Annotated in this window: 7 protein-coding genes; 3 read left to right on the forward strand and 4 right to left on the reverse strand. The window is 72.2% G+C overall.

Features of this window, described 5'->3' with window-relative positions:
- Positions 1-63 precede the first annotated feature (63 nt).
- On the reverse strand, positions 64-2,331 hold the full coding sequence (locus tag ACIRD8_RS03335) for an FdhF/YdeP family oxidoreductase (protein ID WP_403985440.1): 2,268 nt from the start codon (positions 2,329-2,331) through the stop codon (positions 64-66).
- Positions 2,332-2,589: 258 nt separating this feature from the next.
- Here ACIRD8_RS03335 and polA point away from each other — a divergent pair, with 258 nt between their 5' ends.
- Positions 2,590-5,301, forward strand: coding sequence for a DNA polymerase I (gene polA, locus ACIRD8_RS03340; protein ID WP_403985442.1), 2,712 nt, complete (start codon positions 2,590-2,592; stop codon positions 5,299-5,301).
- A gap of 25 nt (positions 5,302-5,326) precedes the next feature.
- Here polA and ACIRD8_RS03345 read toward each other — a convergent pair whose 3' ends face one another.
- Positions 5,327-6,205, reverse strand: coding sequence for a DUF4184 family protein (locus ACIRD8_RS03345; RefSeq protein ID WP_403985444.1), 879 nt, complete (start codon positions 6,203-6,205; stop codon positions 5,327-5,329).
- A 186-nt stretch (positions 6,206-6,391) separates the two neighbouring features.
- On the opposite strand from ACIRD8_RS03345, the gene ACIRD8_RS03350 reads away from it, so the two are divergent.
- On the forward strand, positions 6,392-8,068 hold the full coding sequence (locus ACIRD8_RS03350; protein ID WP_403985446.1) for a lytic transglycosylase domain-containing protein: 1,677 nt from the start codon (positions 6,392-6,394) through the stop codon (positions 8,066-8,068).
- Between the two features lie 65 nt (positions 8,069-8,133).
- On the opposite strand, the gene hrpB is transcribed toward ACIRD8_RS03350, so the two are convergent.
- Positions 8,134-10,635 carry an ATP-dependent helicase HrpB gene (hrpB, locus tag ACIRD8_RS03355; protein ID WP_403985448.1) on the reverse strand — a complete coding sequence of 834 codons (2,502 nt, stop codon included), beginning with the start codon at positions 10,633-10,635 and terminating at the stop codon, positions 8,134-8,136.
- A 67-nt stretch (positions 10,636-10,702) separates the two neighbouring features.
- Complete coding sequence (locus ACIRD8_RS03360) at positions 10,703-11,515, reverse strand: class I SAM-dependent methyltransferase (RefSeq protein WP_403985450.1); 813 nt, start codon at positions 11,513-11,515, stop codon at positions 10,703-10,705.
- 397 nt (positions 11,516-11,912) lie between these two features.
- On the opposite strand from ACIRD8_RS03360, the gene rpsA reads away from it, so the two are divergent.
- Entirely contained in the window at positions 11,913-13,424 is a 1,512-nt protein-coding gene (rpsA, locus tag ACIRD8_RS03365; RefSeq protein WP_014156844.1) for a 30S ribosomal protein S1, read from the forward strand.
- Positions 13,425-13,634 lie beyond the last annotated feature (210 nt).

Below are 13,634 nucleotides of genomic sequence, written 5' to 3' on the forward strand. Positions count from 1 at the left end.
TCGTTGCTGTGTGCACTGTTCTTATCAGACGACTGAGCGTGCGCTTAGGGGGAGCGGGGGTGCTCAGGCCTGCTCGAAGCGGACGACGACGGACTTGCTGGCCGGGGTGTTGCTGGTGTCCGCGGTGGCGTCGAGGGGGACGAGGACGTTGGTCTCCGGGTAGTACGCGGCGGCGCAGCCCCGGGCGGTGGGGTAGTGGACGACGCGGAAGCCGGGGGCGCGGCGCTCGACGCCGTCCTTCCACTCGCTGACGAGGTCGGTGTAGGAGCCGTCGGCGAGGCCGAGGGCGTGGGCGTCCTCGGGGTTGACCATGACGATGCGGCGGCCGCCCTTGATGCCGCGGTAGCGGTCGTCGAGGCCGTAGATCGTGGTGTTGTACTGGTCGTGGGAGCGCAGGGTCTGGAGCAGCAGCCGGCCCTCGGGGAGTTCGGGGTGCTCGACGGGTGCGGCGGTGAAGTTGGCCTTGCCGGTGGCGGTGGGGAAGCGGCGTTCGTCGCGGGGGGCGTGGGGGAGGGTGAAGCCGCCGGGGCGTGCGACGCGGGTGTTGAAGTCCTCGAAGCCGGGGATGACGCGGGCGATGCGGTCGCGGATGGTGCCGTAGTCCTTCTCGAAGTCCTCCCAGGGGGTGGTGGAGGCGGGGCCGAGGACGGCGCGGGCGAGGCGGGCGACGATCGCGGGTTCGGAGAGCAGGTGGGGGCTCGCGGGGGTGAGGTTGCCGCGTGAGGCGTGGACCATGCCCATGGAGTCCTCGACGGTGACGAACTGCTTCCCGCCTGCCTGTACGTCCTTGTCGGTGCGGCCGAGGGTGGGCAGGATCAGTGCGCGGGTGCCGGTGACGGCGTGCGAGCGGTTGAGCTTGGTGGAGACGTGGACGGTGAGCCGGGCGCGGCGCATGGCGGCTTCGGTGACGGCGGTGTCGGGGGTGGCGCCGACGAAGTTGCCGCCCATGGCGAAGAAGACCTTGGCGTCGCCGTCGCGGAGTGCCTGGATGGCGCGTACGACGTCGTAGCCGTGGTGCCGGGGCGAGGTGATGCCGAATTCCTGGTCGAGGGCGTCGAGGAAGGCGGGGGCGGGCCGTTCGAAGATGCCCATGGTGCGGTCGCCCTGGACGTTGGAGTGGCCGCGCACGGGGCAGACGCCGGCGCCGGGCCTGCCGATGTTGCCGCGCAGGAGGAGGAGGTTGACCACTTCGCGGATGGTGGGTACGGAGTGCTTGTGCTGGGTGAGGCCCATGGCCCAGCAGACGATGGTGCGTTCCGAGGCGAGGATCATGGCGAGCGCCTGTTCGATGGCGTCGCGGTCGAGGCCGGTGGCGGTGAGGGTGTCGTCCCAGTCGGCGTCGCGGGCGGCCCGGGCGAACGCCTCGTAGCCGTGGGTGTGTTCGGCGACGAAGGCGGTGTCGACGGCGCCGGCCTCGATGATCATTTTGTTCAGCAGGCGGAAGAGTGCCTGGTCGCCGCCGATGCGGATCTGGAGGAAGAGGTCGGTGAGGGCGGCGCCCTTGATCATGCCGAGGGGGGTCTGGGGGTTCTTGAACCGCTCCAGGCCGGCCTCGGGCAGCGGGTTCACCGAGATGATCTTCGCTCCGGCGGTCTTGGCCTGTTCGAGGGCCGAGAGCATCCGGGGGTGGTTGGTGCCGGGGTTCTGGCCGGCGACGATGATCAGGTCGGCCTGGTGGAGGTCCTCGAGGCTGACGCTGCCCTTGCCGATCCCGATGGTCTCGGTGAGGGCCGAGCCCGACGACTCGTGGCACATGTTGGAGCAGTCGGGCAGGTTGTTGGTGCCGAACTCGCGGGCGAAGAGCTGGAGGAGGAACGCCGCCTCGTTGCTGGTGCGGCCCGAGGTGTAGAAGAGCGCCTCGTCGGGGGAGGAGAGCGCGGTCAGCTCCTCGGCGATGATCTCGAAGGCGCGCTCCCAGGTCACGGCCTCGTACCGGTCGGCGCCCTCGGGCAGATACACAGGTTGCGTGATGCGTCCCTGCTGGCCGAGCCAGTAGCCGCTGCGGGTGCCGAGATCGGCGACGGGGTGGGCGGCGAAGAAGTCGGGGGTGACGCGGCGCAGGGTCGCCTCCTCGGCGACGGCCTTGGCGCCGTTCTCGCAGAATTCGGCGGTGTGGCGCTTGTCGCCCTCGGGCCAGGCGCAGCCGGGGCAGTCGAAGCCGTTCTTCTGGTTGACCTTGAGGAGGGTCTGCGCGGTGCGCCGCACGCCCATCTGCTGCTGGGCGATGCGCAGGGTGTGGGCGACGGCGGGCAGCCCGGCTGCGGCGTGCTGGACCTCGTCGATCTGCGGCGCGTCCTGGACCGGGTCACCGGTCGGGGGCTTCGTGGCCATGGTGCTCCCCTTCGAGCCTTCGGTCGCCTCCGGGCGCGGTGCGGGCGCGGGTGCCGCGTCCGTGCGTGCCGTGGCGTCCTGTCGCGTACTTCTTACGCCTTCACAGTCCTTCGATCCTGTCATGCACGCGTGCGGGGGTGTTCCGCGGGAAGCGGGGGAGGCCGGGAGGCCGGTCAGGGGGCGTGGTAAGGGCGGGCCGGGGTGGTCCGGGGCGGTGGCCGGTCCGGATTGTCAGTGGTCCGTGGCAGGATCGGGGGCGTGGCTGAGACGGCATCGAAGAAGACGGCAGACAACCGACCGCGCCTGCTCCTGATGGACGGGCACTCCCTGGCGTACCGGGCGTTCTTCGCCCTGCCCGCGGAGAATTTCACGACGGCGACGGGGCAGCCGACGAATGCCGTGTACGGCTTCATGTCGATGCTGGCGAACACGCTGCGCGACGAGGCGCCCACCCATTTCGCGGTCGCGTTCGACGTGTCCCGCAAGACGTGGCGTGCGCAGGAGTTCCCCGAGTACAAGGCGAACCGTTCCAAGACCCCCGACGAGTTCAAGGGGCAGGTCGAGCTGATCGGCGAGCTCCTGGACGCCATGCGTGCGGACCGGTTCGCGGTGGACGGCTTCGAGGCCGACGACGTCATCGCGACGCTGGCCACGCAGGCCGAGGCGGCGGGCTTCGAGGTGCTGATCGTCACGGGTGACCGCGACTCGTTCCAGCTGATCACGGACAACGTGACGGTGCTCTACCCGACGAAGGGCGTCTCGGAGCTGACGCGCTTCACCCCGGAGAAGGTCCAGGAGAAGTACGGGCTCACCCCGGGGCAGTATCCGGACTTCGCGGCGCTGCGCGGTGACCCGTCGGACAACCTTCCGGGTATCCCCGGTGTGGGTGAGAAGACGGCGGCGAAGTGGATCAACCAGTTCGGGTCGTTCGCGGAGCTGGTCGAGCGGGCCGACGAGGTCAAGGGCAAGGCCGGCCAGAATTTCCGCGACCACCTGGACGCGGTGAAGATGAACCGTGTGCTGACCGAGATGGTCCGCGACGTGGAGCTGCCGAAGGTCCCGGCCGAGCTGGAGCGCGCTCCGTACGACCGCACGGCGGTCACCGGTGTGCTGGACATCCTGGAGATCCGTAACCCGAGCCTGCGTGAGCGGCTGCTCGCCGTCGACCCGGGTGCGGAGGAGGCCGGTCCGCCGGAGCCCCTGGCCGGGATCGAGCTGGACGGCGTGGTGCTGGGGGCGGGCGAGGTCGCCCCGTGGCTGGAGGCGCACGGCGGGCAGCCGCTCGGTGTGATGACCGTCGACACCTGGTCGCTGGGTTCGGGCACGGTCACGGAGCTCGCGCTCGCCGCCGCCGACGGGGCCGCCGCCTGGCTGGACCCGGCCGAGCTCGACGAGGCCGACGACCGGGCACTCGCCGAGTGGCTCGCGGACCCAGCGCGGCCCAAGGTCCTGCACAACGCCAAGAACGCCCTGCGGGTCTTCCCCGAGCAGGGCTGGCGGCTGGACGGCATCACCATGGACACCGCGCTCGCCGCCTATCTCGTCAAGCCGGGCCGCCGCTCCTTCGCCCTGGACGCGCTGGCCGTGGAGTACCTCGGGCGTGAGCTGGCCCCGGCCCCCGCGTCCGACGGGCAGCTGGCCTTCGGCGCGGACGACCGCGCGGAGGCCGACGCCCTGATGGCGCAGGCCCGCGCGGTGCTGGACCTCGGGGACGCGTTCACGACGCGTCTGAAGGAGGTCGGTGCCACCGAGCTGCTGTACGACATGGAGCTGCCGACGTCGATCATGCTGGCCCGTCTGGAGCGGCACGGCATCGCCGCCGACCGGTCCCACCTGGAAGGCATGGAGCAGCAGTTCGCCGGTGCCGTGCAGCAGGCGGTGAAGGAGGCGCACGCCGCGGTGGGCCGCGAGTTCAACCTCGGCTCGCCCAAGCAGCTCCAGGAGGTGCTCTTCGGTGAGCTGGCCCTGCCGAAGACGAAGAAGACGAAGACGGGTTACACGACCGACGCGGACGCGCTGGCCTGGCTGGCCGCGCAGACCGAGCACGAGCTGCCGGTCATCATGCTGCGCCACCGCGAGCAGGCGAAGCTGCGGGTCACGGTCGAGGGCCTGATCAAGACGATCGGTGCGGACGGCCGTATCCACACCACGTTCAACCAGACGGTCGCGGCGACGGGGCGGCTCTCCTCCACCGAACCCAACCTGCAGAACATCCCCGTCCGCACGGACGAGGGGCGGGCGATCCGCCGGGGCTTCGTCGTCGGCGAGGGCTTCGAGACGCTGATGACGGCCGACTACAGCCAGATCGAGCTGCGGGTCATGGCCCATCTCTCCGAGGACGCCGGTCTGATCGAGGCGTTCACCTCCGGGGAGGACCTGCACACGACGGTCGCCTCGCAGGTGTTCGGCGTCGAGAAGTCGGCCGTCGACGCGGAGATGCGCCGCAAGATCAAGGCCATGTCGTACGGGCTGGCCTACGGGCTCTCCGCGTTCGGCCTCTCCCAGCAGCTGAACATCGACGCCGGTGAGGCCCGCGGGCTGATGGACACCTACTTCCTGCGGTTCGGCGGGGTGCGCGACTATCTGCACCGGGTCGTCGAGGAGGCCAGGGCCACCGGGTACACCGAGACGATCCTCGGCCGCCGCCGCTACCTCCCGGACCTGAACAGCGACAACCGCCAGCGCCGCGAGGCCGCCGAGCGGATGGCGCTGAACGCCCCGATCCAGGGGACGGCGGCGGACATCGTGAAGGTCGCGATGCTGCACGTGGACCGGGCGCTGACGGAGGCGAAGCTGACCTCACGGATGCTGCTCCAGGTCCACGACGAAATCGTGCTGGAGATCGCCAAGGGCGAGCGGGAGCAGGTAGAGGAGATCCTGCGCCGCGAGATGTCCACGGCGGTCGAACTCCGTGCGCCGCTGGACGTCTCCGTCGGTGTCGGCAAGGACTGGGAGACCGCCGCGCACTGAGGTCCTGCCGGCTGGACCAGAGGTCTCAGCCGGCGTCCTGGCCGGCCGGGCTGCTCCGTGCGGTGTCCGCGCGGGGCGCGTCCGGCGGCCGGGGCGCGGAGGGTGGCCTGCGCAGGAGCCGCATCCACGCCCCGTACAGCACCAGGCCGGCCGCCAGGCCCGCCCCGGCGCCGAAGCACGCCGTCGGGATGATGTCGAGGGGCGTGTCCAGGCGCCCGAACCAGGCGTACCAGCGGGCACACCGGTGGACGACGCCCAGCAGGACGCAGAGCGCGAGGAGCGCCCCGGCCCACCTGCGTTCGGCCCGGCCCAGCACCGGCACGGACCCCGGGACGGGGGCGGGCCCGGTGCGCCGCAGGCCCGTGTACGTGAACCACGCCAGGACCACCAGGGCGACGGCCGAACTGCCGTACTGGACGATCTGGAAGACCGGGTGGCCCCCGACGCTCCGGTCGAGGCCCGGGACCAGCTCCGTGCCCCACCGGTCGTGATGCGTGAAGGCGTCCCACACGACATGGGTGGCCGAGCCGATGACGGCGGACACGACGAACCACACCGCCTCGGGGAGGAGCGGGCGGCCGGGCTCCCGGCTCCGCCCTCGTACGAAGGCGTGCACGCGCCCCTGCGCCGCCCCGGGCAGCAACGCGACGAGGGGCTCGCGCAGCATCAGCCACAGTGCCACCAGGGCCCCGGTGATGAGGACATCCACGGTGAACACTCCCCAAAGGCTGTGTGTCACCTCGCCGAACTCCATCGCCCCCGGCACGACCGTGTCCGCGTAGTAGGTGATGTCGGGCGCGAACGATCCGGCGACCAGCGCGGAGGCGAGGAGCGGCCCGCGGGCAGTGCCGGACCTGCGGATCCCCGGGAGTACGGCTGCGGCGTGGCTGAGCGTGAACGGCATGGCGGCAAGTATGCGTGAGCCCGCGTCACCCGTCCGCGGGGTTCCGGTGACTTGACGGCCGGGAAGCTGAGAAACCGGTAAGAACCGGTCAGGGACCGGTGTTCGGGCGGCGGGAGTTGTCGTAGGGTCGCCTGAGTTCTCGCGCGGGGAGCGCGGGCAGTCGTCGACGGGGAGGGACCGACACGTATGGCAGCGCAATTCGGCCGCAGACTGCGCAGGGGGGCCACCACCACCGCGGTGGCCGCCGCCGCAGTAGCAGCCCTCTCCGCCTCCCAGGCCCCCGCGGCACCCCACCCCGGCAGCGCCTCCGACGACCGGACGGCGGCCGGGGCGACGGAGCCCGGTGACAGCGCGGCCACGGGCAACTCGCCCTACTACACGGACCTTCCGCCGCTCGATACGCCCAACAAGCCCGGTACGTCCGTGAATCTTCCGGTGACCGGAAGTGCCGAAGCGGGCATACCCGCCTCGGTCCTCGCCGCGTACAAGAAGGCCGAGCAGGGCCTCGCGAGCACCGACGCCGCGTGCCGGCTGCCGTGGCAGCTCCTCGCCGCGATCGGCAAGGTCGAGTCCGGCCAGGCCCGCGGCGGCAAGGTCGACGCGAACGGCACCACCCTGTCCCCGATCCTCGGCCCGGCGCTCAACGGCCAGGGCTTCGCGCTGATCAAGGACACCGACGGCGGGGCGTACGACGGGGACGCGACCCACGACCGCGCGGTCGGCCCGATGCAGTTCATCCCCTCCACCTGGGCCACCTGGGGCACGGACGGCAACGGCGACGGGCGCAAGGACCCCAACAACATCTACGACGCGGCGCTGTCCGCCGGGCGCTACCTCTGCGCGGGCACCCGCGACCTGTCGCTCGCCACGGACCTCGACAAGGCGGTGCTGAGCTACAACCACTCGACGGAGTACCTGCGCACGGTCCGCTCCTGGTTCGAGTACTACAAGCGCGGCACCCACGAGGTCCCGGACGGCACGGGCGTCCTCCCGGCGACGGACACGGGCACCGGCACGTCCTCCCCGTCGCCCAGCCCGTCCGTGACCACCCCGCCGGCCTCCTCGTCGCCGTCCACCCCGCCGGCCACCACGCCTCCGCCGGCCACGACACCGCCGACGAAGCCGCCGACCACACCTCCGACGACGACGCCCCCGCCCACCGCTCCCGACCCGTCCGAGACCTTCGGCAGCCTCGAGAACGCGGGCACCGGCACCCTCACCGCCACGGCGGGCGAGGCGTTCACCGAGCGCGTCAGGGTCCGGGCGAAGAACGAGCTCGGGGTGCCGCTCGGCAAGACGTCGGTCACCTTCGCCGTCGTGGGCAGCACGGACACCCGCTTCGCCGACGGGAAGAGCACCGTCACCCTGACCACCGGAGCCGACGGCACCGTCACCGCGCCCGTCCTGACGGCCGGCGAGAAGACCGGCGCCTTCAAGGTGACGGCCGTCGCCGGCACCACCGAACCGCGCGTCCTCTCCTTCGCCGCGAGCGTCACCGCCCGCGTCGCGGACACCGTCGCCCGCACCGACGACAAGGCCCTGACGGCCGCCCCCGGCGCCGAGTTCGCCGACCGGGTCGGGATCAAGACGACGTACAAGGGCACGGGGGTGGCGGGCACCGCCGTCACCGCCACGATGATCACCGACGCGGAGACGCCCGCAGAGAACGACAAGGGCCCGTACTTCAAGGACGGGGACGGCGAACCGGTCCGCACCCTGGACCTCACGACCGGCGCCGACGGACTCCTGGAGCTCCCGAAGATCTACGCCGACGACACGGCCGGCACCTACACGCTGCGGATCACCACCGCGAGCGGTGCCACGCTGACCGTCGAGCTGAAGGTCGAGGCACCCGCCGCCTGACCCGTACGGGAGAGGCTGCCGCACCTGGGCCCTCGTGGTCCCGGTGCGGCAGCGCGACCGGAGGCCTAGTCCCGGCGCAGCCGCGCCGAGGTGAAGCGGGTCGCCTCCATCGTCGTGGGGTCCTCGGGCCAGGGGTGCTTCGGGTAGCGGCCGCGCAGCTCCGCCCGTACGCCCTTGTAGCCCTCCCGCCAGAAGGACGCCAGGTCCGCCGTCACCGCCGCCGGGCGCCCGGCCGGTGACAGCAGGTGGACCAGTACGGGCACCCCCGCCACCCGGGGCGTCTCGCTCAGCCCGAAGAGCTCCTGGAGCTTCACCGCGAGTACGGGCTGCTCGCCGCCGTACTCGACCCGGATCCTGGACCCGCTCGGCACCTCGATGCGCTCCGGGGCGAGCTCGTCGAGCCGGGCGGCGTCGCCCGTCGCCCACGGCAGCAGCCGCCGCACCGCCTGCCCGGCGTCGATCCGCGCCAGGTCCGAGCGGCGGCCGGCCCGTGACAGCTCGGGCTCCAGCCACTCGTCGGCGCGGTCCAGCAGTGCGCCGTCCGACACATCGGGCCACGGATCCCCCAGCACCCGGTGCAGGAATGCCAGCCGCAGCCGCAGCTGCTCGCTGTCCCGGGTCCACCGCAGCAGCCCGGGCCCCTCACGGCGCAGCCCCTCCAGCAGCGCCGCGCGCACCAGCTCCGGGGCCGGCCTGCGCAGCGCGCGTACCGACAGGTCGACGGCCCCGAGGCGTTCCACGGAGCGGGCGACCACGTCGCCGTCCGCCCAGTGGACCTCCTCGCCGGAGAACCGCAGGTGCCCGGCGGCCAGCCGTGCCGTGCCCTCGTCGACCACCGCCGCCAGCCGCACCCGGGCGGACGCGGCGTGCGCCGGCCGGTCGGCGACCGCGACGGCGAGCCAGGGCGCGCTGCGCAGCCGTGAGCCGTCCCCCAGCTCGGCGCCGGTGCCCGACACCATGAGGAACGCCCCCTCGCCCCTGGCCCGCGCCACCCGCTCCGGGAACGCCAGCGCCGCGACCAGCCCCACGGCGGCGTCCTCCGGGCCCGCAGCCGCCTCCCCCGAGGAGCTCAGGGACCGGGAGAGCCGCCGCACCTCCTGCCGCCAGCGCGCCGCGTAACCGTCCGCGCCGCGCCGCGCCGTACGCAGCGCGTGCGCCAGGTCGTCGCCGTACTCCCGAGGCGGCTCCTCGCTCAGCAGCGCCACCACCTCCGCGGCCCGGCGCCCGCCGACCTCCTCCGCGCCGTCCAGGAGAGCGCGGGCCAGGCGGGGGTGCAGGCCCAGCCGGGACATCCGTACGCCCCGGTCCGTCGCGCGCCCCGTGGCGTCGACCGCGCCGACGGCTGTCAGCACCTCCCGGGCCGCGCCCATGGCGCCCTCGGGCGGCGGGTCCAGGAGGGCCAGCCCGGAGGCGTCGGGTTCGCCCCAGCACGCCGCCTGCAGCGCGAACGCCGCGAGGTCGGCCACCTTGATCTCGGGCGAGGGGAACGCCGCGAGGCGCCCGTCCTCGGCCTCCTCCCAGCAGCGGTACACCGCGCCGGGGGCCTCGCGCCCCGCACGGCCCGCGCGCTGGCGCCCCGCCGCCCGTGATGCCCGTACCGTCGTCAGGGCGCCAAGCCCCCGCGCGTGGTCGGTGCGCGGCTCCCTGGCGAGGCCGGAGTCCACGACCACCCGTACGCCCGGCACCGTGAGGGAGGACTCCGCCACGGACGTCGCCAGCACCACCCGGCGCCGGTCCGACGAGCCGGCCAGCACCGCGTCCTGCACGGCCGCCGGGGCGCGCCCGTGCACCGGGAGGACCTCCGCGTCCACGCCGGAGAGCTGCCCGGCCACCCGGGCGATCTCGCCGACACCGGGCAGGAAGCACAGGACGTCACCGTCCCGCTCGGCGAGCGCCCGCCGCACCACCGAGGCGACATGCGTCAGCAGGGCCGGGTCCACCCGCATCCCGTGCGGCGGCCGGACCGGGCGGGCGGGCGGCGCCCACACCACCTCGACCGGATGGGAGACGCCCTGCGCCTCGACCACCGGGGCATCGCCCAGCAGCCGCGCCCAGCCCGCGGCGTCCGTGGTCGCCGACGCCGCCACCAGCCGCAGATCAGGCCTGATCGTCGCCCTTACGTCGAGGAGGAAGGCCGCCGCGGTGTCCGCGTCCAGATGGCGCTCGTGGCACTCGTCGGTGATCACCACGTCGGCCCCGGCCAGCTCCTGGTCGCGCTGCAGCCGCTGGAGCAGCACCCCGGTGGTCACGACCTCCACCACCGTGTCCGGCCCCACCACGCGCTCCCCGCGCACCGTGAACCCGACACGGCCGCCGGTCCGCTCGCCGAGCAGCCACGCCATCCGCCGCGCCGCGGCCCGGGCCGCGATCCTGCGGGGCTCGGCGACCAGCACCCGGCGCACCGGGCCGCCCCCGGTCAGCCCGGCGAGCACCAGGGGCACGAGGGTCGTCTTGCCGGTCCCGGGCGGCGCGCAGAGCACCGCGGCCCCCCGCTCGTCGAGCGCCCGCTCCAGGGCGGGCAGGGCGGAGCGTACGGGCAACCGGTCCAGGGCGTCGGTGCGGATCACGCCCCCAGTCTCGTACGGCCGGTGCCCGCGCCCCGCACCGGCCGGTGGTTCAGTCCCGCCCGGTGGTTCAGTCCCGCTCGCAGACGAAGATCGCCGTCCCGGGGATGAGGTTGCCGCGCAGCGGGGACCAGCCGCCCCACTCCTGGTCGTTCCAGGCGGGCCACTCCGGCTCCACGAGGTCGACCAGCCGGAAACCGCCGGCCACGACGTCCCGCACCCGGTCGCCCAGCGTCCTGTGGTGCTCCACGTACACCGCGTCGCCGCCCTCGTCCTGCTCCACGTACGGCACGCGGTCGAAGTAGGAGGCGGAGACGGAGAGGCCCTCGGGGCCCGGCTCGTCGGGGAACGCCCAGCGGATCGGGTGCGTCACCGAGAAGACCCAGCGGCCGCCGGGCCGCAGCACCCGGTGCACCTCGCGGAACACCTGGACGGGGTCGGCGACGAAGGGCACCGCGCCGTAGGCGGAACAGGCCAGGTCGAAGGAGCCGTCCCGGAACGGGAGCCGTCCGGCGTCGGACTCCACGAGGGGGACACCGCCGCCGATCCGCAGGGCGTGCTGGAGCTGCCGGTGGGAGAGGTCCAGGGCCACCGGGCGTGCGCCCCGGGCGGCGAGCCACCGCGAGCACTGGGCGGCGCCCGCCCCGATCTCCAGGACGTCCCGGCCCTTCAGGTCCGCCGCCGGGCCCAGCAGGGCGGCCTCGGCCTCGTCCAGCCCCTCCGGGCCCCAGACGAACCGGTCGTCCCCGAGGAACGCTCCGTGGTCGCTCTGGTACTCGTCGGCGTTCCGGTCCCACCAGCCGCGGCTCGCCCGGCTGCTCTCGGCCTCACCGGCTTCCCGCCGGGTCGCCTCAGGTTCGGACTCGTAGATCTCTTGGCTCATCGTGCCCGTCGTTGTAGTTTGCCTTCACCCGCCTCGCGCGGGTGCCTCCTCGGGCCGTACGGGTGAGTACGTCCGTGTGCGCGCGACACACCGCTGGGACCGATGTGGCCTCGGCGAACGTGAGTTGTGCCGGGAATGGGGTGTTGTGCCCCGGGTGTGCGCCTTCGCGCATTGACCCTGTCCGGCTGCCCCCGTATGCTACAAGTTGCGTCGCGAGCCTGCGCGCTTCAGACCTAGCAGGCCGCGCTCGCGTCTGTTGCATGTCCCCTCGGTTGTCGAGGCGCCTCCCGGTTAACGGATCGGCGCTTTCCAGGCTGTCCGGCTTCTGCAGAGGCGATACGGGCTCACGGCGTAGCAGTAACTTCGACTCACTGTCCGTACCGGAGCCCTTTCCCACATGACGAGCAGCACCGAGACCACCGCCACCACTCCGCAGGTTGCGGTCAACGACATCGGCGACGCGGACGCGTTCCTCGCGGCGATCGACGAGACGATCAAGTACTTCAACGACGGCGACATCGTTGACGGTGTCATCGTCAAGGTTGACCGGGACGAGGTTCTCCTCGACATCGGTTACAAGACCGAAGGCGTCATCCCGAGCCGCGAGCTGTCGATCAAGCACGACGTCGACCCGAACGAGGTCGTCAAGGTCGGCGACGAGATCGAGGCCCTGGTTCTCCAGAAGGAGGACAAGGAAGGCCGCCTGATCCTCTCGAAGAAGCGCGCTCAGTACGAGCGTGCCTGGGGCACCATCGAGAAGATCAAGGAAGAAGACGGCATCGTCACCGGTACCGTCATCGAGGTCGTCAAGGGTGGTCTCATCCTCGACATCGGCCTCCGTGGCTTCCTCCCGGCGTCGCTCGTCGAGATGCGTCGTGTCCGCGACCTCCAGCCCTACGTGGGCAAGGAGCTCGAGGCCAAGATCATCGAGCTGGACAAGAACCGCAACAACGTGGTCCTGTCCCGCCGTGCCTGGCTCGAGCAGACGCAGTCCGAGGTCCGCCAGACGTTCCTCACGACCCTGCAGAAGGGTCAGGTCCGCTCCGGCGTCGTCTCCTCGATCGTCAACTTCGGTGCCTTCGTGGACCTGGGTGGCGTCGACGGTCTCGTGCACGTCTCCGAGCTGTCCTGGAAGCACATCGACCACCCCTCCGAGGTCGTCGAGGTCGGTCAGGAAGTCACCGTCGAGGTCCTCGACGTCGACATGGACCGCGAGCGCGTCTCGCTGTCGCTCAAGGCGACGCAGGAAGACCCGTGGCAGCAGTTCGCCCGTACGCACCAGATCGGGCAGGTCGTTCCCGGTAAGGTCACCAAGCTCGTTCCGTTCGGTGCGTTCGTGCGCGTCGACGAGGGCATCGAGGGTCTGGTCCACATCTCCGAGCTGGCCGAGCGCCACGTGGAGATCCCGGAGCAGGTCGTCCAGGTCAACGACGAGATCTTCGTCAAGGTCATCGACATCGACCTCGAGCGCCGTCGCATCAGCCTCTCGCTGAAGCAGGCCAACGAGGCCTTCGGCGGCGACCCGGCCTCGGTCGAGTTCGACCCGACGCTGTACGGCATGGCCGCGTCGTACGACGACCAGGGCAACTACATCTACCCCGAGGGCTTCGACCCCGAGACCAACGACTGGCTCGAGGGCTTCGAGGCGCAGCGCGAGGTCTGGGAGACGCAGTACGCCGAGGCGCAGCAGCGCTTCGAGCAGCACCAGGCCCAGGTCATCAAGTCCCGCGAGGCCGACGAGGCTGCCGCTGCCGAGGGCGCTGCCGCCCCGGCCGGCGCTGCCCCGGCTGCCTCCGGCGGCAGCGGTGGCGGTTCGTACTCCTCGGAGTCCGCGGACAACTCCGGCGCCCTGGCGTCGGACGAGGCCCTGGCTGCCCTGCGCGAGAAGCTGGCCGGCGGCCAGAGCTGACGCTCTGACCCCAGCTGCTCATCGGCTGCAGTAGCTGTAGAGCTGTAGTGAGGCCCGTCCCCTTCGGGGGGCGGGCCTCACTCGCGTCCGGGCGAGGCAGAAGAAACGTGTGGGATACACGAGTAACTGCCGGCCCGTAACACCTGCTTGCCAGGATCCGCGCAACGCCAGGATCACCAGGGGAGCCAGGGAATGACACACATCGCGAAC

The organism is Streptomyces sp. NPDC102451 (assembly GCF_044765485.1).
Taxonomy (GTDB): Bacteria; Actinomycetota; Actinomycetes; order Streptomycetales; family Streptomycetaceae; genus Streptomyces.

Coding starts and splice junctions, on each gene's coding strand:
- ACIRD8_RS03335 (WP_403985440.1), bottom strand. CDS start 2,331: ATGGCCACGAAGCCCCCGACCGGTGACCCGGTCCAGGACGCGCCGCAG.
- ACIRD8_RS03345 (WP_403985444.1), bottom strand. CDS start 6,205: ATGCCGTTCACGCTCAGCCACGCCGCAGCCGTACTCCCGGGGATCCGC.
- ACIRD8_RS03350 (WP_403985446.1), top strand. CDS start 6,392: ATGGCAGCGCAATTCGGCCGCAGACTGCGCAGGGGGGCCACCACCACC.
- ACIRD8_RS03360 (WP_403985450.1), bottom strand. CDS start 11,515: ATGAGCCAAGAGATCTACGAGTCCGAACCTGAGGCGACCCGGCGGGAA.
- rpsA (WP_014156844.1), top strand. CDS start 11,913: ATGACGAGCAGCACCGAGACCACCGCCACCACTCCGCAGGTTGCGGTC.